Annotated in this window: 21 protein-coding genes; 17 read left to right on the forward strand and 4 right to left on the reverse strand. The window is 64.4% G+C overall.

The window, feature by feature from the left end:
* Positions 1-29: 29 nt before the first annotated feature.
* Positions 30-1625, reverse strand: a complete 1596-nt coding sequence (locus tag ABIA90_RS10370) for an ABC transporter substrate-binding protein (RefSeq protein ID WP_354118743.1) — start codon at positions 1623-1625, stop codon at positions 30-32.
* A gap of 200 nt (positions 1626-1825) precedes the next feature.
* Between ABIA90_RS10370 and ABIA90_RS10375 the strand changes: the two genes are divergently transcribed.
* The 14 genes from ABIA90_RS10375 (at position 1826) to ABIA90_RS10440 (ending at position 16989) form a co-directional block, all read left to right on the forward strand.
* Complete coding sequence (locus ABIA90_RS10375; RefSeq protein ID WP_354118744.1) at positions 1826-3481, forward strand: ABC transporter substrate-binding protein; 1656 nt, start codon at positions 1826-1828, stop codon at positions 3479-3481.
* 202 nt (positions 3482-3683) lie between these two features.
* The gene (locus ABIA90_RS10380) at positions 3684-4637 is read left to right on the forward strand and encodes an ABC transporter permease (RefSeq protein ID WP_014498430.1); all 954 of its coding nucleotides are present in this window, start codon (positions 3684-3686) and stop codon (positions 4635-4637) included.
* A 3-nt stretch (positions 4638-4640) separates the two neighbouring features.
* Entirely contained in the window at positions 4641-5543 is a 903-nt protein-coding gene (locus tag ABIA90_RS10385) for an ABC transporter permease (protein ID WP_354118745.1), read from the forward strand.
* A 3-nt stretch (positions 5544-5546) separates the two neighbouring features.
* Entirely contained in the window at positions 5547-6608 is a 1062-nt protein-coding gene (locus tag ABIA90_RS10390; protein ID WP_085403446.1) for an ABC transporter ATP-binding protein, read from the forward strand.
* Entirely contained in the window at positions 6605-6802 is a 198-nt protein-coding gene (locus ABIA90_RS10395; RefSeq protein ID WP_208089046.1) for a hypothetical protein, read from the forward strand. The genes ABIA90_RS10390 and ABIA90_RS10395 overlap by 4 nt, the downstream gene beginning before the upstream one ends.
* A complete protein-coding gene (locus ABIA90_RS10400; protein WP_354118746.1) occupies positions 6799-8214 on the forward strand; it encodes an amidase in 1416 nt (471 codons plus the stop codon). Before ABIA90_RS10395 ends, ABIA90_RS10400 begins: the two co-directional genes overlap by 4 nt.
* On the forward strand, positions 8211-9185 hold the full coding sequence (locus ABIA90_RS10405; protein WP_354118747.1) for an ABC transporter ATP-binding protein: 975 nt from the start codon (positions 8211-8213) through the stop codon (positions 9183-9185). Before ABIA90_RS10400 ends, ABIA90_RS10405 begins: the two co-directional genes overlap by 4 nt.
* Positions 9186-9628: 443 nt before the next feature.
* Positions 9629-9898 (forward strand): GlsB/YeaQ/YmgE family stress response membrane protein, encoded by a 270-nt coding sequence (locus ABIA90_RS10410; protein ID WP_063980822.1) that lies wholly within the window; start codon positions 9629-9631, stop codon positions 9896-9898.
* 260 nt (positions 9899-10158) lie between these two features.
* A complete protein-coding gene (locus ABIA90_RS10415; RefSeq protein WP_071916843.1) occupies positions 10159-11907 on the forward strand; it encodes a type I secretion system permease/ATPase in 1749 nt (582 codons plus the stop codon).
* Positions 11904-13238, forward strand: a complete 1335-nt coding sequence (locus ABIA90_RS10420; protein WP_354118748.1) for an HlyD family type I secretion periplasmic adaptor subunit — start codon at positions 11904-11906, stop codon at positions 13236-13238. Before ABIA90_RS10415 ends, ABIA90_RS10420 begins: the two co-directional genes overlap by 4 nt.
* A gap of 240 nt (positions 13239-13478) precedes the next feature.
* Complete coding sequence (locus ABIA90_RS10425) at positions 13479-14948, forward strand: AMP nucleosidase (protein ID WP_167768239.1); 1470 nt, start codon at positions 13479-13481, stop codon at positions 14946-14948.
* A gap of 120 nt (positions 14949-15068) precedes the next feature.
* Positions 15069-15686 (forward strand): tetratricopeptide repeat protein, encoded by a 618-nt coding sequence (locus ABIA90_RS10430; protein ID WP_354118749.1) that lies wholly within the window; start codon positions 15069-15071, stop codon positions 15684-15686.
* Positions 15687-15821: 135 nt separating this feature from the next.
* Positions 15822-16097 carry a DUF1488 family protein gene (locus ABIA90_RS10435; protein WP_063980827.1) on the forward strand — a complete coding sequence of 92 codons (276 nt, stop codon included), beginning with the start codon at positions 15822-15824 and terminating at the stop codon, positions 16095-16097.
* A gap of 67 nt (positions 16098-16164) precedes the next feature.
* Positions 16165-16989, forward strand: a complete 825-nt coding sequence (locus tag ABIA90_RS10440) for a hypothetical protein (protein WP_354118750.1) — start codon at positions 16165-16167, stop codon at positions 16987-16989.
* Between the two features lie 29 nt (positions 16990-17018).
* On the opposite strand, the gene ABIA90_RS10445 is transcribed toward ABIA90_RS10440, so the two are convergent.
* Both ABIA90_RS10445 and ABIA90_RS10450 read right to left on the reverse strand, forming a co-directional pair.
* Complete coding sequence (locus tag ABIA90_RS10445; RefSeq protein ID WP_354118751.1) at positions 17019-18056, reverse strand: alpha/beta hydrolase family protein; 1038 nt, start codon at positions 18054-18056, stop codon at positions 17019-17021.
* A gap of 54 nt (positions 18057-18110) precedes the next feature.
* Positions 18111-18593 (reverse strand): CinA family protein, encoded by a 483-nt coding sequence (locus tag ABIA90_RS10450; protein WP_354118752.1) that lies wholly within the window; start codon positions 18591-18593, stop codon positions 18111-18113.
* Between the two features lie 141 nt (positions 18594-18734).
* On the opposite strand from ABIA90_RS10450, the gene ABIA90_RS10455 reads away from it, so the two are divergent.
* Genes ABIA90_RS10455 through ABIA90_RS10465 form a run of 3 tightly spaced genes read left to right on the forward strand, consistent with a single transcriptional unit; the run spans position 18735 to position 21340 of the window.
* Positions 18735-19793, forward strand: a complete 1059-nt coding sequence (locus ABIA90_RS10455; protein WP_354118753.1) for an amidohydrolase family protein — start codon at positions 18735-18737, stop codon at positions 19791-19793.
* Between the two features lie 24 nt (positions 19794-19817).
* Positions 19818-20927: an amidohydrolase family protein gene (locus tag ABIA90_RS10460; RefSeq protein ID WP_354118754.1), complete on the forward strand. Its 1110-nt coding sequence runs from the start codon at positions 19818-19820 to the stop codon at positions 20925-20927.
* Positions 20927-21340: a Rieske (2Fe-2S) protein gene (locus ABIA90_RS10465; RefSeq protein WP_028149261.1), complete on the forward strand. Its 414-nt coding sequence runs from the start codon at positions 20927-20929 to the stop codon at positions 21338-21340. Before ABIA90_RS10460 ends, ABIA90_RS10465 begins: the two co-directional genes overlap by 1 nt.
* 114 nt (positions 21341-21454) lie before the next feature.
* Here ABIA90_RS10465 and ABIA90_RS10470 read toward each other — a convergent pair whose 3' ends face one another.
* Positions 21455-22786 (reverse strand): MFS transporter, encoded by a 1332-nt coding sequence (locus tag ABIA90_RS10470; protein ID WP_354118755.1) that lies wholly within the window; start codon positions 22784-22786, stop codon positions 21455-21457.
* Between the last annotated feature and the right edge of the window lie 25 nt (positions 22787-22811).

Genomic DNA, 22811 nt, shown 5'->3' on the forward strand with positions numbered 1-22811 from the left:
CCACCCTACGGCATCTGCGTTTGCCGCCTTCACTCCGTCCCGATCGTCGTCAGATCCTGGAACCAGTGCTGCGCCTGCACGAACTGCTTGATCTTCGGCGACAGCGCGTGCGGGTTGGTGTCGTGGACGACCCAGACCAGCACGGCATCGTCGACGATCAGCGCGTGCGCCTGCGCGATCAGATCGTCCTGCTTGGCGGTGTCGAACGTCTGCTTGGCCTTGTTGATCAGAGCATCGACCTCAGGGTTCTTGTAGCCGCCCCAGTTCACGCCGACCGGCGCGATCTGGTCGGAGGCAAAGAAGCGGACTATGGCGTAGAGCGGGTCCGAGGTGACATAGGCGATATTGTTGGCGGTGATGCCGGCGTTCATCTCGTCGGCCGCGCCCTTGCGCCAATGCGTATATAATGTCTCGAGCTCGACCACTTTGAAGTCGATGTCGATGCCGATCTCCTTGAAACTCTGCTGCAGGAATTCGTTCATCGGCAGCGACAGCATCTGGCCGGTGCCGCCCTGCGCGATGATGAAGGTGGCCTTCAGCGGCTTCGCCTTGGAGTAGCCGGCCTCTTCGACCAGCTTCTTGGCCGCGGCCAGATCATATTTCAGCTCGAAGGTCGGTTTGCCGAACCACGGGCTCGACGGGTCGACCTGGCCCTTGGCGGGTTTTGCAAGCCCATTCATCAGGCCGACGACTTCGTCACGATTGATCGCGAGGTTCAGCGCCTTGCGCAGGCGGATGTCGGTCCAGGGCGAGCCCGGCAGCACGCTGAGGTGATAGTTCCAGACATGCGGCGTGACATTGTCGACGATCTTCATGCCGGCGGCTTTCAGCTGCGGCACGGCGTCCGGCGCCGGCGTCTCGATCAGGTCCACTTGCCCTGCGAGCAGCGCATTGGTGCGCGTCAGCGCTTCCGGCATCGGCACCAGCACGATCTTGTCGGCCTTTGGAATGCGCTTCTTGTTCCAGTAGTCCGGATTCTTCGTGAGCTCCGCAAGCTCGCGCGGCACGAGCTTGGTCAATTTGAACGGACCGGTGCCGGAGGGCTGGCTCGCGAACTTGTCCCAATCCTTGCCGAGCTTCTCGTACTGCGCCGGGCTCGAGACCAGGAACCACAGCATCTGATAGGGAAAGAAGGAATCGACCGTCTTGGTCGTGATCTCCACCGTGAAATCGTCGATCTTGGCGTAGCTCGCGACCGAAGGCAGGCGCGTCTTCACCTGCGCGCTCTGCCGCTTGTCGAATTGCGGCGCCTTGTCGTTGAGCACCTTGTCCAGATTCCAGATCACCGCATCGGCGTTGAACTCGCTGCCGTCGTGAAACTTCACGCCCTTGCGCAAAGCAAACCGCCATTTGGTCTTGTCGGCATCATCCACCTTCCATTCGGTGGCGAGCCCGGGCACCAGCTTGCCGGGGCGGTCGGCGACGTCCATCTCCCAGGCGACCAGCGGATCGTAGATGGTGTACGCCGTGAACTGATAGGCGCCGGCGCCCCGATCGGGCTGGCCCGTCGTCAGCGGGATGTCCGCCATCGAGATGCCGTAGCGCACCACCGTTTCGGCGCGCGCCGTGATCGCGGATAACGCCAGCGCAAGCACGGCGAGGCAGGTCGATAGTCGGATACGCATGGCCCAAGGCTCCCAGGAGATTTCAGGGCCAAACGTGCAATCTTGATGCCAGAATAGGCAGGACGGTGCCTTTGCCGACACGTGATCACACAGACTTGTCGTCGCAGGGGCAATTTGCAGAAAAAGTTTCCCCATTGGCATAGCCATTGCATACGTTTGCATCAAAATTAGTCATTGAAAGCCGGAAGAGGACTGAGACGATGCTTATGAAGACAACCACCCGCGCGGCGCTGATTGCTGCGCTGGCTCTGACGACTGCGGCCGCGTGGCCGAGCGTGGCAAGCGCCGAAACCGTGCTGCGCATCGGCATGACCGCTGCCGATATTCCGCGCACATTGGGCCAGCCCGATCAGGGTTTTGAAGGCAACCGCTTCACCGGCCTCACCATGTACGACGCGCTCACCGGCTGGGACCTGTCCTCGGCCGACAAGGCGAGCGTGGTAATCCCGGGCCTTGCGACCGAGTGGAAGGTCGACGATGCCGACAAGACCAAGTGGATCTTCAAGCTCCGCCCCGGCGTCACCTTCCATGACGGCTCGCCGTTCAATGCCGATGCCGTGGTCTGGAACGTCGAGAAGGTACTGAAGCAGGATGCGCCGCAGTTCGACGCCAGCCAGGTCGGCGTCACCGCGTCGCGCATGCCGACGCTGGCCTCCGCGAAGAAGATCGACGACATGACGGTCGAGCTCACCACCAAGGAGCCCGACAGCTTCCTGCCGATCAACCTCACCAACCTGTTCATGGCGAGCCCGGCGAAATGGCAGCATTTCTACGACAAGGCGGAAGGCGCCGACGCCAAGGCGAAGTCGCAGGCTGCGTGGACTGCGTTCGCCAAGGACGCCGCGGGCACCGGCCCGTGGAAGATGGCGAGCTTCACGCCGCGCGAGCGGCTCGAGCTGGTGAAGAATGCGGCTTATTGGGACAAGGCGCGCGTGCCCAAGGTCGACAAGATGGTGCTCCTGCCGATGCCGGAAGCAAACGCGCGCACCGCGGCGCTGCTCTCGGGGCAGGTCGATTGGGTCGAGGCGCCGGCGCCCGACGCGTTGCCCGAGCTCAAGCAGCGCGGTTTCAAGCTCTACGCCAACGAGCAGCCGCATGTCTGGCCGTGGCAGTTCTCGCGCGTCGAGGGCTCGCCCTGGAACGACATCCGCGTCCGCAAGGCCGCCAATCTCTGCGTCGATCGCGAGGGTCTCAAGGACGGCCTGCTCGCGGGCCTGATGGTGCCGGCGACCGGCACCTTCGAGCCCGGCCATCCCTGGCGCGGCAAGCCGAGCTTCGAGATCAAGTATGACAAGGCCGCTGCGCAAAAGCTGATGCAGGAGGCCGGCTTCGGTCCGTCAAAGAAGCTGACGGTGAAGATCCAGACCTCGGCGTCGGGCTCCGGCCAGATGCAGCCGCTGCCGATGAACGAATATCTCCAGCAGGCGCTCGCCGAATGCTATTTCGACGTGAAGCTCGACGTCATCGAGTGGAACACGCTGTTCACCAACTGGCGCCGCGGCGCCAAGGATCCCAGCGCCAACGGCTCGAACGCGACCAACGTCACCTATGCGGCGATGGACCCGTTCTTCGCGCTGGTGCGCTTCCTCCAGTCGGGTATGGCGCCGCCGGTCTCGAACAATTGGGGCTTCATCCACGAGCCCAAGTTCGACGAGCTGGTGAAGAAGGCACGGCAGACGTTTGATCCAGCCGCGCGCGACGCTGCGCTCGCCGAGCTGCACGCGGCCTCCGTCGACGATGCAGCCTTCCTCTACGTCGCCCACGACGTTGGCCCCCGCGCCATCAGCCCGAAGGTGACGGGCGTCGTGCAGCCGAAGAGCTGGTTCATCGACTTCTCACTGGTGTCGATGCAGTAGTTCGCGCCGCACGCTCGGTGCACCCTCTCCCCTTGTGGGAGAGGGTGGCTTCGCGGCAGCGAAGCCGGGTGAGGGGTCTCTCTCCGCGAGCGACCCTCTCTCTCATTCGATAACGCTGTATCTGCGGATAGATACCCCTCATCCGGCGCGCTGATCGCGCGCCACCTTCTCCCGCAAAGGGGAGAAGGAAGAAAGAAGACCAGTGCTCGCCTATATCGCTCGCCGCATCGTCTATGTCATTCCGATCGTCATCAGCGTGGCGCTGGTGTGCTTTCTGCTCGTGCACATCACGCCGGGCGATCCGCTGGTTGCCGTGCTGCCGGCCGACGCCTCGCAGGAGCTCGCGGCGCAGCTCCGCGCCGCCTACGGCTTCGACCGCCCGCTGCCGGTGCAGTTCGGGCTGTGGCTGCTGCGTGCCCTTCACGGCGATCTCGGCAATTCCATCGCGACGGGGCGTCCGGTGCTCGCCGAGGTCATGCGCGCGGTCAGCAACACCGTCACGCTCGCGATCGCGGCCGCCATCATCGGCTTTACGATGGGCATCCTGCTCGGCCTGATCGCCGGCTATTTCCGCGAGACCTGGATCGACAAGGTCGCGACCTCCTTCGCTATCGCCGGCGTCTCCGTGCCGCATTACTGGCTCGGCATGGTGCTCGTCATCATCTTCTCGGTGCAGCTGAACTGGCTGCCCGCGGTCGGCGCCGGACCGAACGGCTCCAACTCCTGGGCCTGGGACTGGGCGCATCTGAAATATCTCGTGCTGCCGGCGATCACGACCTCGGTGATCCCGATGGGCATCGTCACCCGCACCGTGCGCGCACTGACCGGTGACATCCTCAGTCAGGACTTCGTCGAGGCGCTGCGTGCAAAAGGCCTGCACGAAACCGGCGTGTTTCGCCACGTCATCAAGAATGCCGCGCCCACCGCGCTCGCGGTGATGGGGCTTCAACTGGGATACATGCTCGGCGGCTCGATCCTGATCGAGACCGTGTTCTCCTGGCCGGGCTCGGGCTTCCTGCTCAACTCCGCGATCTTCCAGCGTGACCTGCCGCTGCTGCAGGGCACGATCCTGATCCTCGCGCTGTTCTTCGTCTTCCTCAATCTGCTGGTCGATATCGCGCAAGCCGCGATCGACCCGCGCATCAAGCGGGGCTAGCCGATGAGCGAGCTTCCGTTGTCCGCCACCGTCGACGCCGCGCTCCAGGCCGCGCCCGCGACCAAGGCGCGCGGCTATTGGGCGACCGTCGGCCGCCGCATCGCCCGCGACAAGGTCAGCATGGCCTGCGCGCTGGTGCTGTTGCTGATCTTCCTGTCCGCGGTGCTCGCGCCGTGGCTCGGGCTTGAAGATCCCTACAAGGGTTCGATGATCCGCCGCCTCCGCCACATCGGCACGGCAGGCTACCCGCTCGGAACCGACGAGCTCGGCCGCGACATGCTGGCGCGGCTGATCTATGGCGGGCGGCTGTCGCTGGTCATCGGCATTTTGCCTGTCATCCTTGCGTTCTGCATCGGCACGTCGCTCGGTCTCGTCGCCGGCTATGTCGGCGGCAAGCTCAACACCGCGATCATGCGCACGATCGACGTGTTCTACGCCTTCCCCTCCGTGTTGCTGGCGATTGCGATCTCCGGCGCGCTCGGGGCCGGCATCCTCAATTCCATCGTGTCCCTGACCGTTGTGTTCGTGCCGCAGATCACACGTGTTGCCGAAAGCGTGACCACCGGCGTGCGCAACATGGATTTCGTCGAAGCGGCGCGCGCCTCCGGCGCGGGGCCCTTCACCATCATGCGCGTGCACATCCTCGGCAACGTCTTGGGCGCGATCTTCGTCTATGCGACCAGTCTCATTTCGGTTTCGATGATTTTGGCCGCCGGTCTTTCCTTCCTCGGCCTCGGTACAAAACCGCCGGAGCCGGAATGGGGACTGATGCTGAACACCTTGCGCACCGCGATCTACGTCAATCCCTGGGTCGCGGCATTGCCGGGCGCGATGATCTTCGCGGTCTCGATCTGCTTCAACCTGCTCTCGGACGGCCTGCGCAGCGCCATGGACATCAGGAACTAGGCCATGAGCGAGAGCAACACATCCGTCGAAATGCTGGAGCCGGTCGAGGACGTTGGCGGCGTCGCGCAGCCGCTGCTCCAGGTCAACGGCCTGACCAAGCATTTCCCGGTTCGTGGCGGATTGTTCGCCGCGAAACGCACCGTGCGCGCGGTCGACAACGTCTCCTTCTCGGTCGCGAAGGGTGAGACTGTTGGCATCGTCGGCGAATCCGGCTGCGGCAAGTCGACCACTGCGCGGCTGCTGATGCATCTGATGCCGCGCGATACCGGGGACATCATCTATGACGGCATGACCGTCGGCCAGGCGCTGTCGTTACGCGAGCTGCGCCGCGGCATGCAGATGGTGTTCCAGGATTCCTATGCCTCGCTCAATCCGCGCCTGACGATCGAGGAATCGATCGCGTTCGGCCCGAAAGTGCACGGCATGGCCGATGGAACGGCCCGTGCGCTCGCGCGCGAGCTGCTCGGCAAGGTCGGCTTGCGGCCGGAAAACTTCGCCAACCGCTATCCGCACGAGATCTCCGGCGGCCAGCGCCAGCGCGTCAACATCGCGCGTGCGCTGGCGCTGTCGCCGCGACTGGTGATTTTGGACGAAGCCGTTTCGGCGCTCGACAAGTCCGTCGAGGCGCAGGTGCTCAATTTGCTCGCCGATCTCAAGCGCGAGTTCGGCCTGACCTATCTCTTCATCAGCCACGACCTCAACGTGGTCCGCTACATCAGCGATCGCGTGCTGGTGATGTATCTCGGCGAGGTCGTCGAACTCGGCCCGGTCGACCAGGTCTGGGATAACCCTGCGCATCCCTATACGCGCGCACTGCTTGCCGCGATGCCGTCCTCGGACCCGGATCGTCGCACCGAAAAACCGCCGATCACCGGCGATCCGCCCAATCCGATCGACCCGCCGCCGGGTTGCCGCTTCCACACCCGCTGCGCGTTTGCGGAGCCGCTCTGCGCAAATGCAGCACCAAAGCTCACCGCGCTCGATAGAATGGGCCACGAGGCCGCGTGCTACATGGCGATTCCGGGTTCAGGCCATAGCCGCGCGCCCGCAGAGGAAACAGCATGACAAGACCGACACCCAAAGAGATCAAGCCGATCGCGCAAGTCGCGGGCGTTCCTGTCGATGACGAGATCGCGACGCGTATCTCCAATTCCATCGGACCGGCCTTCGAAGGCTTTGCGGTCATCGCCGGCACGCTGCCGTTCGATCTCGAGCCCGCGCTCTATCCGATCGCGCAGACGCAGAAGGTGTCGAAATGAGCCGTGAGCCTGCATTGATGACGCTCACCGAGGTCGCGCGCGCGATCGCGATGAAGCAGGTGTCCTCGCATGAGGTGACGCGCGCGCTGCTGCACCGCATCGCACAGTGGCAGCCGCATCTCAACGCCTTCATGTCGGTTGAAGCCGAGTCCGCGTTGAAGGCTGCCGATGCCGCCGATGCCGCGCTCGCCAAGGGCAGTGTCCGCGGTCCGCTGCACGGCGTGCCGCTCGCGCACAAGGACATGTATTACGACGCAGGCCACGTCTCGACCTGCGGCTCGCTGATCCGCCGTGATTTCGTACCGACCGTCACGTCGACTGCCTTGCAGCGGTTGAAGGATGCCGGCCAGGTCCGCCTCGGCACACTGCATCTGGCCGAATTCGCCTATGGACCGACCGGCCACAACGCCCATTATGGCCCGGTCCGCAATCCCTGGAACGTCGCGCACATCACCGGTGGCTCGTCCTCCGGCTCCGGCTCGTCGGTCGCGGCGCGCCTGACTTTTGCGGCGCTCGGCTCGGACACCGGCGGTTCGATCCGCATGCCCGCGCATTTCTGCGGCGTCACCGGTCTGAAGACCACCGTCGGCCGCGTCAGCCGGGCCGGTGCGATGCCGCTGTCGCAATCGCTCGATACCGTCGGACCGCTCGCCCGCACCGCGGAAGATTGCGCGCTGCTGCTGGCGCTGATGGCCGGTCCCGATCCAGCGGATTCGACCTGTAGCCACGAGCCGCTGTCCGACTATGTCGGCGCCACCAAGGGTTCGCTCAAGGGCCTGAAAATCGGCGTGCCCGCGTCCTTCTATGTCGACGATCTCGACGGCGAGGTCGCGCGCGTGCTGGACGAGACCATCGCGGTGCTCAAGCGGGAGGGCGCCGACGTCGTCACGGTCGAGCTGCCGGACCAGCGGCAATTGTCTGCGGCAAGCCAGCTCGTGCTCGCGGCCGAAGCGGCCGCCTTCCACAAGCGCTGGATGATCGAGCGTCCGCAGGACTATGGCCCGCAGGTCCTGATGCGGCTTCAGAACGGTCTCGCCGTTCCCGCCATCACTTATCTCGAAGCCATGCGCTGGCGTGGTCCGGCGCTCGCTGCGCACAATGCGGCCACCGCTGGCGTGGATGCGATCATCGCGCCGGCATCGCCCGTGCCCGCGCCGACGATCGAGGAGAGCGATGTCGGCGGGGGCCCGAACGCGCCGGCCATGGTGCAGCGGCTGACGCTGTTCACCCGCCCGGTGAATTTTCTCGGCCTGCCGTCGCTCACCGTTCCCTCCGGCTTCACCAAAAGCGGCCTGCCGGTCGGCATGCAGCTGATCGGCCGCTCCTTCGATGAAGCGACCCTGCTCACCATCGGCGCCGCCTTCCAGCGCGTCACCGACTATCACGATGGGTTGCCGAAACTGCCGTCATGACAAAGCTCGTCGAGATCTCAGGCCTCAACATCCGCTTCACCGGGGAGCGCACGGTCTATGCCGTGAACGATCTCAGTCTCTCGCTCGGTGACGGCGAGGTGCTGGGCCTGCTCGGCGAGTCCGGTTCCGGCAAGAGCGTGACCCTGCGTGCGCTGATGCGGCTGCTGCCGAAGAAGCGCACGCAGATCACGGGCAAGGTCAACGTCATGGGCCGCGACGTGCTCGCCATGAACGACGAGGAGCTGTCGTCGTTCCGCGGCCAGACCGTGTCGATGATCTTTCAGGAGCCCGCGCTCGCGCTCGATCCGGTCTACACCATCGGCGCGCAGATCGCCGAAAGCGTCGTGCGTCACGAAGGCAAGAGTTTTGCGGAAGGGCGGGCGAGGGCGCTCGAAATGCTCGAGGTCGTGCGCATTCCCTCCGCAAAGCGCAGGCTCGATGCCTATCCGCACGAGATGTCCGGCGGCATGCGCCAGCGCGCGATGATTGCCCTTGCGCTCGCCTGCCGTCCCAAGATTTTGCTGGCGGACGAGCCGACCACCGCGCTCGATGCCACCGTGCAGATCCAGATCCTGCTGTTGCTGCGCGAGCTTCAGCGCGAGTTCGGCATGTCCGTCATCTTCGTCACCCACGACATTGGTGTTGCGATCGAGATCTGCGACCGGGTCGCGGTGATGTATGCCGGCCAGATCGTGGAGCAGGGGACGCTCCGCGACATCGTCCGCACGCCGGTGCACCCCTACGCCAAGGGCCTGCTCGCCTCCACCATCCACGGCGCCAAGCGCGGCGCCCGGCTGGAGACGATCCCCGGCACCCCGCCCTCGCTGGCCGAAAAGCCGAACAACTGCTCCTTTGCCTCCCGTTGTGCGGTCGCTCAGCCGCGGTGTCTGGAGCAATTGCCTGCGAATGTGGATGTGGGGCCGAGCCGGGCGGCGAGATGCGTGCTGGCGGAGCCGGTGGGAGCGACGTAGCACCAACGGTTCTCTTCGAAGCGAGCGTGGTGTCGATTTAACCCTGCCGATGCGAGCTGAGGTGTGGCCCCGCGCGCAACTTCGCTCCCTCCCCCCTTGCGGGGGAGGGCGGGCGAGAGGGGTAGCCACAAACTCAGACCTCGCCCGTGGCTACCCCTCTCCCTGCCCCTCCCCCGCAAGGGGGGAGGGAATGAGAGAGCGGCGCCTCCCTCACTTCGCTGGGTGGAAAGTGAGTGCCGCGCGCCCCCACCTCCAATCGCGCACTTCTTCAGAATCCCTCTACGACAACACCGACTTGTCACAGTTCACCTCGCACCACCGGCCAACTGCACTCCTACTGTGCATGGGGTTGTTTTCGACATTTTTATCCGAACCGACCATTCAGACCCCATTCATCCCGGTTCCGGTTCCATGCCCCCGTTCATGGAGAGGGACTTCAACTTATGTACATTTCTGGCCAAGGCCTCATCGTCATCCTGTTCGTCGGCCTCGTCGCCGGCTGGCTCGCCGGCAAGGTGGTGCGCGGCAGCGGGTTTGGCATCATTGGCGACATCGTGATCGGCATCGCCGGCGCGTTTGTCGCAAGCTTCCTGTTCCCGAAGCTCGGCATCCATCTCGGCACCGGCCTCGTGTCCGAGATCATCTATTCCGCCATCGGCGCCATCATCCTGCTCCTGGTGGTGCGGCTGGTGCGCGGCGGCGGCCGGCTCTAGCGTCACATTGGCTCGGTGAGCCAGAACTTTCGCCTCTCCCCCGCTGGGGAGAGGCCGCGATGTCTGCTATAAAAAGCCGCAAAGACTGTGAAATACCGGACTTGCGTGCGAGGCCGTCAGGGGTAGAGGTGGCCTATCAGGGACCTGGATTAATTCGACCGCGTTCGTCGCGGGGGAATACGATGTTAATCCGGGTCGCGTACCCCTGAACGACCTAGGAAATCAGGGGCGTTGCCCCTTACCCGAAAGAGATCAGACTGATGGCAGCCGTACCCGGCGTCCGCCGTTCAGAGCTCGGTGACGCCTTGCGTGCTTGTCGCACGGCGTTCGTCGGCGTCGGCTTGATGAGCTGCATGATCAACCTGCTCTATCTGACTGGGTCGATCTTCATGCTGGAGGTCTACGACCGGGTTCTGCCGAGCCGCAGCGTTCCGACTCTCGTCGGCCTGATCATCATCGCCAGCTTCCTCTATATGGCGCAGGGCATGCTCGACATGATCCGAAACCGGATCCTGGGGCGGGTCGGCACGGCGCTCGATGAAGCCCTCAACAAGCGCGTGTTCGACACCGTCGTGCGCCTGCCGCTCCTGGTCGGCAGCCGCAACGAGGGCCTGCAGCCGCTGCGCGACCTCGACAATGTCCGCTCCTTCCTCGGCGGCATGGGCCCGAGCGCGTTCTTCGACCTGCCCTGGCTGCCGCTCTATCTCGCCATCTGCTTCGCCTTCCACGTCATGATCGGCCTCACCGCTCTGGTCGGCGCCATCATCCTGGTCGGGCTGACGCTGGTCACCGAATTCATGTCCCGCCAGCCGGCGAAGGACGCGATGGGCCTCGCCGCCCAGCGCAACGATCTCGCCGCCTCCAGCCGGCGCAACGCCGAAGTCATGGTCTCGATGGGCATGACCGGCCGGATGAACCAGCGCTGGGGCGAGGCCAACGAAAAATACCTCGACGGCAATCAGCGTGCGAGCGACGTCGCCGGCGGTCTCGGCGCGGTCGCAAAGGTGCTGCGCATGATGCTGCAATCGGCCGTGCTCGCGGTCGGCGCCTATCTCGTCATCCACCAGGAAGCGACCGCCGGCATCATCATCGCCGGCTCGATCCTCTCCGCCCGCGCGCTCGCGCCGGTCGATCTCGCCATCGCGCACTGGAAATCCTTTGTCGCGGCACGTCAGAGCTGGCAGCGCCTCACGCGCCTGCTGGAGCAGATGCCGCCGCAGACGATGCCGACCCAGTTGCAGGCGCCCACCAGTCGTCTGTCGGTCGAGGGCATCGCCATGGTGCCGCCGGGCGATCAGCGCCTCATCGTGCAGGACGTCAGCTTCGCGCTCACCGCCGGCAATGGCCTCGGCGTGATCGGGCCGAGCGGCTCCGGCAAATCGTCGCTGATCCGCGCGCTGGTCGGCGTCTGGCATCCGGTCCGTGGCAAGGTGCGGCTCGACGGCGCGGCGCTCGACCAGTGGGCCTCCGACATGCTCGGCCGCCACATCGGCTATCTGCCGCAGGACGTCGAATTGTTCGGCGGCACCATCGCGCAGAACATCAGCCGTTTCGATCCCGAGGCCACCTCTGACGGCATCATTTCCGCGGCGAAGGAAGCCGGCGTGCACGAGATGATCATCAAGATGCGCGAGGGCTACAACACGCAGGTCGGCGAGCAGGGCACCGCGCTCTCCGCGGGCCAGGCGCAGCGCGTGGCGCTGGCGCGTGCGCTCTACGGCAGCCCGTTCCTGATCGTGCTCGACGAGCCCAATTCCAATCTCGACACCGAAGGCGACGAGGCGCTGACCCGCGCGATCCGCAGCGCGCGCGAGCGCGGCGCCATCGTCATCGTGGTGGCGCATCGCCCGATCGGCGTCGAGGCGGTCGACCAGATCCTGGTGCTGCGCGACGGCCGTATGCAGGCGTTCGGGCCGAAGGAGCAGGTGCTTGCCCAGGTGCTTCAGCCGCGCGTGACGCCGCCGGCACCGATCAAGATCGTCAGCGAAGGCGGAGTGCCCAAGTCATGAGCACGATGGCTATCGGCGGCGGAAAGCCCGCCGCGAAGAGGACCGTGCGGGATTCCATCAGGTTTCACCTGATGCTCGGGCTCGCCATCGTGGTGGCCCTCGTCGTCGGCCTCGGCGGCTGGGCCTCGACGGTGCAGATCTCGGGGGCCCTTATCGCGCCGGGCCAGGTCGTGGTCGAATCCAACGTCAAGAAGGTGCAGCATCCGACCGGCGGCGTGGTCGGCGAGCTGCGCGCCCGCGACGGCGACGTGGTCAAGGCCGGCGATATCGTGGTGCGGCTCGACGACACCGTCACCAAGGCGAACCTCGCCATCGTCACCAAGAATCTCGACGCCGCGCTGGCGCGCGCGTCGCGGCTCCAGGCCGAGCAGCGCGCGCTCGACAAGATCGAGTTTCCGCAACCGCTGCTCGATCGCACCAACGAGTCCGACGTCAAGACGCTGCTCTCCGCCGAAACCAAGCTGTTCGACGTCCGCGTCAATGGCCGCGCCGGCCAGAAGGCGCAGCTCCGCGAGCGTGTCCAGCAGCTCAATGAGGAGATCGAAGGACTGTCCGCCCAGGAAAAGGCCAAGGACAGGGAGATCGTCCTGGTGCAGCAGGAGCTGGTCGGTGTCCGCGATCTCTATGAGAAGCACCTGGTGCAGATCTCTCGCCTGACCACGCTGGAACGCGACAGCGCCCGCCTCAACGGCGAGCGCGCGCAATACATCGCCTCGCGCGCGCAGGCCAAGGGCAAGATCACCGAGACCGAGCTCCAGATCATCCAGGTCGACAAGGACATGGTGAGCGAGGTCTCCAAGGATCTGCGCGAGACCAACGACAAGATCGGTGAAATGATCGAGCGCAAGGTCGCCGCCGAAGACCAGCTTCGCCGTGTCGACATCCGCGCGCCGCAGGACGGCATGGTGCTGCAATCGACCGTGCATACCGTCGGCGGCGTCGTCACCGCCGGCGATGCCCTCATGCTGATCGTGCCGCAGGCGGACGATCTCCAGGTCGAGGCCAAGGTCAACCCTGTCGATATCGACAAGCTCCAGATCGGCCAGAAGACGCTGCTGCGCCTGTCCGCGTTCAACCAGCGCACCACGCCCGAGCTCAACGGCGTCGTCAGCCGCGTATCGCCCGACGTCACCACCGACCAGCGCACCGGCCAGAGCTACTACACCATCCGCGTGTCGATGTCCCCGGAAGAGGTCGCCAAGCTCGGCGACTCCAAGCTGATCCCCGGCATGCCGGCGGAAGCCTTCGTCCAGACCGGCGACCGCACCATGCTGTCCTATCTGATGAAGCCGCTGCACGACCAGCTGATGCGGGCCTTCCGCGAGAAGTGACGCACGAAAGCGCGTCATCCCGGAGCGCGCCGCACACTCGCTGTCATCGCCCGGCTTGACCGGGCGATCCAGTATTCCAGAGGCGGCTGTGATCGAACCGGGACGCCGCGGCGTACTGGATGCCCCGGTCAAGCCGGGGCATGACAGTGGAGCGTGTGGTCCGCAAACCGCCCTTCGCTGACGATTGCCATCGTTCTTTGCTATAGTTCGACTCAAGCCCAGCAACCCGGCGGTCGAACAATGCAGTCCCCACCCTCCATCGCCACCAAATCCTTCACCGACGCCGTCCTCGCCGTCGCCCGCCTCGAGGAAATCTACGAGCGCAACACGAAATTCCTGCGCGACCGGTTCGAGGCCTATGTCAACGGCGAGGCGATCACGACGCGGGTGCGGGCCTATTATCCCTTCGTCCGCGTCACCACCGCGACGTATGCGCGGCTGGACTCGCGTCTTGCCTACGGCTTCGTCGCCGGGCCCGGCGTGCACGAGACCAGCGTCACGCGGCCGGATCTGTTCCGCGCCTATCTCACCGAGCAGATCGGATTGTTGATCCAGAACCACGGCGTTCCCGTCGAGATCGGCGAATCCGCCGAGTCGATCCCGATCCACTTCGCCTATCGCCGCGACATCAATATCGAAGCCGCAATCACCACCAGCGAGAATTCCCTTGTGACGCGATCGCTGCGCGACGCGTTCGACGTGCCTGATCTCGCCACCATGGACGATTCGATCGCCGACGGCACCTTCGAGCTTCAGCCGGGCGCGCCCGAGCCGCTGTCCCTGTTCCGGGCTGCCCGTGTCGATTATTCGCTGCGGCGGCTCTATCACTACACCGGCACTGATCCGGAGCATTTCCAGAATTTCGTGATCTTCACCAACTACCAGTTCTATGTGGATGCCTTCGCGCAGCTATGCCAGCAGCGGCTGCAGTCCGGCGAAGCTGGCCTCGAAGCCTTCGTCGCGCCCGGCAATGTGATCACGGGCAGCGGCGGCGCAACGAGCGGGGTGGCGCCTGCCCGCGCGCCGCAGATGCCGGCTTTCCATCTGGTTGCGCCTGGCTATCGCGGCATCACCCTGATCAACATCGGCACCGGCCCGTCGAACGCGCGCAACGTCACCGACCACGTTGCAGTGCTGCGCCCGCATGCCTGGCTGATGCTCGGCCATTGCGCAGGCCTGCGCAACACGCAGCGGCTCGGCGACTACGTGCTCGCCCACGGCTATGTGCGCGAGGACCATGTGCTCGACCGCGAGCTGCCGCTCTGGGTGCCGATCCCGGCACTGGCCGAGATGCAGGTCGCGCTCGAACAAGCGGTCGAGGACGTCACCGGGCTCGAGGGTTTCGAGCTGAAGCGCCTGATGCGCACGGGCACCGTCGCGAGCGTCGACAACCGCAACTGGGAGATCTCGGGGCCCGAGGTGATCCGCCGCATGTCGCAGTCGCGCGCGGTCGCGCTCGACATGGAATCGGCCGCGATCGCCGCCAACGGCTACCGCTTCCGCGTTCCCTACGGCACGCTGCTGTGCGTCTCCGACAAGCCGCTGCATGGCGAGATCAAGCTCGCGGGCATGGCCAGCGAATTCTACCGCCGCCGCGTCGGCCAGCATCTCGAGATCGGCCTGAAGGCGCTGGAGCGGCTCAAGCAGCAGGAATCGGAACGGCTGCATTCGCGAAAGCTGCGAAGCTTCGCCGAGGTCGCGTTCCAGTAAAGGACAACGTGACTGTCGTACGAACGCTGACGTCTCTGTGAGCACAGTGTCCCGGAATATCGCGGCCGACGCAGGGTTATCACGTCGTCCGGGGCCGCTTGAACAGGACAGGAGGCAGACATGATCACAGCGATGATCAGGCTCGTCACGCTCGGTACATTTGCGGCGATACTGTTGAGCTCGCCGGCCTTTGCCGCCGGCGGCGGCGGTGGTGGTGGCGGGGGCGGCATCAGCTCCACTGATCCCTATGCAGGAGCCTACGCGGATCAGAGGCTGCAGCCGCAGCCCGTCTACCCGAAGCGCTGGGGCACCAAGGCAACACACAAAGGCCGGAAGCCGAACAACCAGTCCAGTATCGGCGATCCCGCCTTCGCGGCCGGCTACCGCGTGGCTTATGACACCATCTACGAGCGAAACGACTATGCGACCGCGATCGAGCAACTAAAATCGCTCGGCCATGACGACCATCCGAACGTCGCCAACCTCATCGGCTATTCCTACCGCAAGCTCGGCGACTACGAGCAGTCGCAGGTCTGGTACGAGCGCGCGTTGAAGGCAGATCCGAACCACGTATTGACGTGGCAGTATTACGGATTGTGGCAGCTCGAGCGGGGTAACCGCGAGCAGGCGCTCTATCATCTCAGCCGGATCGCTGCCATCTGCGGGACGGATTGTGAGGAGTATCGATCGCTGGCCGCGGCACTCGACAAGCCGACCGGCACGGCGCTCGCCTACTGACGTTGGAGCCGGGCCGACCGACGGAAGCTCGCTGTTGATGAACATCGCATGACAGCGATGCCTCCTGGCGCGGATGGTGACAAAGCGCCAGATTTTCAGCATTGTCCCGTTCGGGGGCGCGAACGGGACAATTGGATGCCGCTGTCGCGCGACAGGATCATCGGCCACGACCTCGAACGGTTGGCCTTTCGCTTCACGATGATGCGTGAGGATGAGGTCGTGCATTGCCAGATCAGCGATGCCGCGATGGACGAGCTCGCGGGCATGCAGGGCACCGAGAGCAGCGCGCGCCAGGCGCAGTTCCTATCCCTGCGTGAGACCATCGAGCGGCTCGCGTCGGATATCTATGACGAGGCGCCGCGGGTCCAGGGATATGTGGTGCGGATCTTCATGCGGCATCTGGCAAGATAGCAGGGCATGCCTGCAACTCGCCACGGCTGCGAAAGGATTCATTAAGGGCAGCCTGTAGTTGCAATGGATGGCGGTGACCCGGCGTGAGATGATCTCTCGCGGTAACCCACACCAAAACTCTCACATGACCAGAAGATCAATCCTGCTGCTCGTCGTCGTCGCCCTGCTGGCCGGAAACCTGGCATATGCGAGCCTCTCCGGGCCGAGCGCGTTTGCGCGCGATTTCGATCAGAACATCGCGCGCTTCCCTTTGGCCGCGTCGATTGCCCGCAGCGATCCCGCGCTCAGGGCGGTCTTCCTTCGGGAGACCGAAGAGGCCTTCAACGAGGGCGGATGGCCCGCCGCCAATGGTGCACTCAACATGATCCTGGCGAGCGAGATGGAAGTCTATGCCGACGACGAGCACATCAATGCCCTGGACCGGGCGGAGCTGGCGACCCTCCTGAAGCTCGCGAGCAACCCGTTGGCTTGCAAGTCCTATCTGTTGGCCGGTTCCCAGCGCGGTGAGTTTACGGACGCAGCGCAAGAGGTTGCGGATCTTGGTGCGGCACATGGGGCGGCGATCGCAAACGGCTTCGAGCGCAGGATGAAGGGTGTTGCCCGGACGCAGGCGAGCGACGCTGAAATCGCAACGGTCGAAACGCAATTGCGTCTGGGGCCATTCGCGGAGCTCACCCGGCAGGAGCTTGGCGCCCAGTCGAGATACCTCGGCGGCAACGCTGCTCTGATGTGCAGCGGGGCGACCAAGAAGCAGCTCAATCTGCTTTCAATGGACAGTGCCGACTCGGCCTCCGCCTCGCGCAAGCGGAGAGCCGGGAAGTACGATATCGATATCGTAGAGGTTCGCGCGAAGCTCTGCCGCGAGCCCGGCAACGGCTTGTCCTGCTCTTAGGCCGGCGCGGCGCCGGGCCGAGGGCCGCGTCACGGCTTGGCGCTTTCGGCGAAATGCTTGCGAAAGAACGCAACGACATCTGCGTGAAGCCGTCGGTGGAAATCGACGCGATCGAAATCCGGCGCATCGGTGCAGACGGCGGGGGCCTCCCGGGCGTCCTTTGGGGTGCAGGTCGCGAGGAAGGAAAAATGCCGGGCATTGTCCACGAAATGGTAGTCCGGCTTGATCGGAAGCCTTTGATTGATGGCTGCCGCACAGCATCCGGATAGACCATCGGCATTCTGTGCGGGGTCAGAACTCCACAATTGAACCGGCACTGTTATTGCTTTCAGATTCTCCTCCGGGAAGACGAACACCGGATAAGGATCGATGATGACCGCGGCCTTGACGCGCTTATCATGGGTCGTCGGCTGATCAGGAAGCTCGCCGCTTTCGAGTTGTTTGCACGCCTTCAGGCTGGACGTCTCGCAATTCGGCAATCCCTTGCGCAGATCGGGATCGCCGCCGATGACGACAAGGCCGGTGTAGCCGCCAAACGAAAACCCGTAGAGCCCGATGCGCTGAGGATCGATGCGGGATGTGTCCGGCCACCCGTCGAGCATATAGTCGATCAGCCGGCTCATGTCCGTGGGGCGCTCGACGAGAACCGAAAGACTGTCGGTGCGGCTGGTGTCACGCATGGTGTCGCCGGGATGATTGAGCGCCGCCACGACGAACCCGGCATCGGCCAAAGCCGCGGCCGTGTCATGGTGACCGCCGAACCATCCTCGGCGGCCGTGCGACATCACGATGAGTGGAAGCTTTTCTCCGGTGACCGGACATGCGGGCACGGCGAAGAAGGTGGCGCCACGCGCATCCATCTCGCGAGGTGGCTCTGCACACGGAGTCCAGACCAGCAATCGGATTGCCGGTCCGGCCGGACCGGCAGGAATGTCGAAGTTTCTGACCCCGGCGGCTTGCGCCGGCGTTATCCCAAGGACGAGCAGGGTAGCGAAGACGAACGCAGGCAATTGCATCATTGCTCCTATCGCGCCTGGGCGGTGACGCGCTCGTTCATGCGCCTGCACGACGGTCAGTCCGGCTGGAGATCGGGAACGCGTGCGGTTCCCATGTGAGGGCGTTCACCCCTCCAGCTTCCTCAGCAACAGCTTCAGCGCCGTCGTAGCAAACACCTGCATGTTCGCAAACCGGTCGTTGTTGCCCGTCTCCAGCGTGATCACCTCTGCCGCGGGGCCGGCGACGGCCATGCAACTGTGCCCGGCGGCGTCGCCGTAGCGGTTGCCGGTGGGGCCAGCGGCGCCGGTCTCGGACAGGCCCCAGTCGCAGCCGAAGCGGCTGCGCATCTGTTCGGCCAGCAGCTTTGCATAAGGCTCCGACGAGGAGCGAAAGCCCTTCATTCCTTCGTCCGAAATATCCATCAGCACACGCCTGGCATCGCGGGTGTAGACCACGGCGCCGCCGAGGAAATAGGCGGAGGCGCCGGGCACCGCGAGCAGGCTGGCCGAGATCAGGCCGCCGGTCGAGGATTCAGCCACTGCAATGGTCTGTTTGCGCGCGATTAGTCGGGCCGCAACCTGTTCCGCAATGCCGACGAGCTCTTTCATCCCTTTAACCTCTCAGTCCTCGCAACGGAGCTGTGCCTTCCTAGCATATGACAGCGGCCTTGGCCGAGTTGCGGGCGACGGGCAGGCCTGCTTGAATGGTGGACAAGACAAAACGTGACGAGGAAACGTGAAGGAGACGTGATGGCGTCCCTGATCGCCGGCGGGGTGGATTGCGACGTGCATCCGGCCGTGCCGCATCTGACCAGCCTGCTGCCGTACCTGAATGACTATTGGCGCGATCAGGTGACGACGCGCGGCATGGTCGACCTTGTCTCGCAATCCTATCCGCAGAACTCGCCGATCGTTGCGCGTCCCGATTGGCGGCCGGAAACCGGCAAGCCCGGCGCAAGCCTGGAGGACATGCAGCGCCATCTGCTCGACCCCTTCCAGCTTAAGCACGCCATCTGCAATCCACTCTACGGTGTGCAGATGGTGTTTTCGGAAGATTTGCAGGCCGCCTTCTGCCGCGCGTTGAACGAGTGGCTGGTGAAGGAATGGCTCGATCGCGATTCACGGCTGCGTGGTTCGATCGTGATCCCCACGCAAAGTGTCGAGAAAGCCGTCGCCGAGATCGAGCGCTGCGCACAGGACCGCCGCTTCGTGCAGGTGCTGATGCTGGTCATGGGCGACACGCCGCTCGGCAAGCGCGCGCTGTGGCCGATCTACGAGGTGGCGGAACGGCTCCAGCTGCCCGTCGGGATTCACGCCGGTTCCGCCTATCACAATCCGCCGACTGCCGTGGGCTGGGGTTCCTATCACATCGAGGATTATGTCGGTCAGGCCCAGGCGTTCCAGACCCAGCTCACCAGTCTGATCGTCGAGGGCGTGTTCGCCAAATATCCGCGGCTGAAAATGGTCATGCTCGAATCCGGCGTCTCCTGGATCTCCCCTTTTCTCTGGCGCCTGCACAAGTTCTGGCGCGGGGTGCGAATGGAGACGCCATGGGTCGATCGCGCGCCGCTCGACATTGTGCGCAGCAACATCCGGTTCTCTTTACAGCCATTTGATGCGCCGCCGGAACCTGAGACATTAATTCGCCTGTTTGATCATATGCAGTCCGACGAATTGGTTCTATTCTCCACGGACTATCCGCACTGGCAATTCGACGGCCAGGACGCGCTGCCCGAGGGCCTCACCCCCGATCTCGTGCGCAAAATCATGATCGAAAATCCGCATGCGACCTATCCCCGCCTGACTTAGCCCGCTGCCAAAGGAGGCAAGGCGATGAACGTCCAATTCCGCGAGAGCACCGAAGCCGCTTCCCCACTGACCGTCAAAACCGCAATCGCGGACTGCGACATCCATCCGGCACGCGCCACCCGCACCGAGTTCTATCCTTATCTGGCGAAACGCTGGCAGCATCATCTCGAAGTCTACGGCGTCCATGCCTATCAGGGCATGATGGAAGGCCCGCCCTATCCGAAGGCCCAGCCCAACGCATCGCGCCGCGATGCCTATCCGCCGGAAGGCGGACCGCAGGGCTCTTCGTTGCCCTTCATGCAGAAGCAGCTGCTCGATCCCAACAACGTGGAACTCGGCGTGCTCAATCCGCTCAACACCGGGCAGGGCATCCGCAATCACGAGCTCTCGGCGGCGCTGTGCTCGGCGATCAACGACTGGCAGATCGACAAATGGACCAGCAAGGACAAGCGTCTGAAGGCGTCCATTGTCGTCGGCAATGAGGACGGCCTGTCGGCCGCCGCCGAAATCCGCGAGCGCGCCGGCGACAAGAATTTCGTGCAGGTGCTGCTGCTCAGCCGCAATGTCGAGCCGCTCGGTCAACGCCGTTACTGGCCGATCTATCAGGCCGCGGAAGAGGCGGGGCTTCCCGTCGGCGTGCACGCTTTCGGCTTCGGCGGCAATCCGATCACGCCGTCCGGCTGGCCTTCCTACTACATCGAGGAGATGGTGGGCCACTCGCAGTGCCAGCAATCGGCGCTGGCGAGCCTTGTCTTGGAAGGTGTGTTCGAGCGCTTTCCGAAGCTGAAGATGGTGATGATCGAGGCCGGCTTCGGCTGGGCCCCGTCGCTCGCCTGGCGGCTCGACAAGGTCTGGCACCGGCTGCGCAGCGAAGTGCCGCATGTGAAGCGGCCGCCGTCGGAATATATCCGCGAGCAGGTGTGGTGGACCACGCAGCCGATGGAGGACCCGGAGCGGCGCGAGGATCTGTTCGACGTCATCAAATGGATCGGCTGGGACCGACTGCTGTTCGCGACCGACTATCCGCATTGGGACTATGACGAGCCGTCGCGCGTGCTGCCGGCGGGCGTCAGCGACGCCAACCGCGAAGCGTTCTATCTCGGCAATGCGCGCAAGCTCTATGGGATTGCTTGATGGCGCGGCACGTGATTGCGGCGGTGGATGAGCTTCCGCCGGGCACGCGAAAATTTCTGGAGATCGACGGACGGCCGATCGCGGTCTTCAACATCAAGGGCGAGTATTTCGGCCTGATGAACCGCTGCCCGCATCAGGGCGCGGCGCTGTGCGAGGGCCCGCTGATCGGGCTCGCGCAATCAAAGGATCCCGGCGAGATCGAATACACCAAGCTCGGCGAGATCATCCGCTGCCCCTGGCACGGTTGGGAGTTCGACATCCGCACCGGCCAGTCCTATTGCGACCCCCGTCGCTTCCGCGTGAAGGCCTATCCGGCGCATGTCGAGCCGGGTGCGAGCGTGGTGAAGGGCCCGTATGTCGCCGAGACCATCCCGGTGAAGGTCGAGAGCGATTACGTGGTGGTGGAGCTTTAGGTTACTGTCATTCCGGGGCGATGCGAAGCATCGAGCCCGGAATCCATCGTGCCGCAAGAATGTTGGGAGAAATGGATTCCGGGTTCGCCTCTTCGAGGCGCCCCGGAATGACCATCAGTGGCTCACCGCCGGCGCCGCTTCATCGGTCGCATCGTACGTCGTCACCGCTTGGCGGCCACCGCGATAGACGATCGATGCGGCAATGATGCCAAGCGCAGCGGCGAACATCAGCCAGAAGCCGGGTGAGGCTTTGTTGCCGGTGTAGTCGATCAGCAAGGTCGAGGCGAATGGCGTGAACGTGCCGAACAGCGCAGCGGCGAGCGCGAAGGCCAGCGAGAAGCAGGTGGTGCGGACATGCGCCGGCACGATCTCGACGAGAGCACCGAGCATGGTGCCGCTGTACATGCCGAAATAGAACGAGAACAACATCTCGACCGCGAGCAGTTTGCCGAAAGTCGGCGCGGCGACCAGCCAGGACAGTGCCGGGTAGGCGGTGACGAGCGCCAGGCCGGCGATGGCGAGCAGTACCGGCTTGCGGCCGATGCGATCGGACAGCGCGCCGCCGACGGGATTCCAGAAGAAGTTGGTCACGGCGACGAGCAGCGTCACGAGCAGTGCGTCCTGCGTCGAGAGCTTCAGCACCGTCTTGCCGAAGGTCGGCGTATACACGGTGACGAAGTAGAATGTCGTCGTGGTCAGGACCGCGATCATCATGCCGAGGATGACGATGCGCCAGTTGGCGAGCGCGGAGGCGAACACCTCGTTTGCCGTCGGGTGCTTCTTCATGGCGAGGAAGGCCGGCGTTTCCTCGAGCGTCCGCCGCAGCATGAAGATCAGGGGAATGATGAGGCAACCGACGAAGAAGGGAATGCGCCAGCCCCAGGCGGTCACGACGTCCGCCGGCATCACCTCGGACAGGATGAAGCCGAGGATCGAGGCCACGAAGATCGCGACCTGCTGGCTCGACGACTGGAACGAGGTGTAGAAGCCGCGATTGCCGGGCGTGGAGATTTCCGCGAGATAGACCGAGACGCCGCCGAGCTCGACGCCGGCGGAGAAGCCCTGCAGCAAACGGCCGATCAGCACGACGACGGGCGCCGCGATGCCGATGGTCGCATAGCTCGGGCAGAACGCGATCACGACGGTGCCGATGGCCATGATGCCGAGCGTGACGATCAGGCCCTGGCGGCGGCCGATGCGGTCGATGTAGGCGCCGAGCACGATCGCGCCGACTGGGCGCATCAGCGCGCCGAGCCAGAACACGCCAAAAGTGTTGAGCAGCGACGCCGTCTCGTTGGTGGAGGGGAAGAACGCCTTGCCGATCGCGGTGGCATAGAAGCCGAACAGGAAGAAATCGAACTGCTCGAGAAAATTGCCGGAGGTGGCGCGCAGGATTGCGCCGATGCGCGACTTGATCTCGGGCGGATTGGTTGCTGGTCCAGCCATGACGTTACTCCCCTGGAAGGCGCGG

Source organism: Bradyrhizobium sp. LA6.8, assembly GCF_040547935.1.
Lineage (GTDB): Bacteria > Pseudomonadota > Alphaproteobacteria > Rhizobiales > Xanthobacteraceae > Bradyrhizobium > Bradyrhizobium barranii.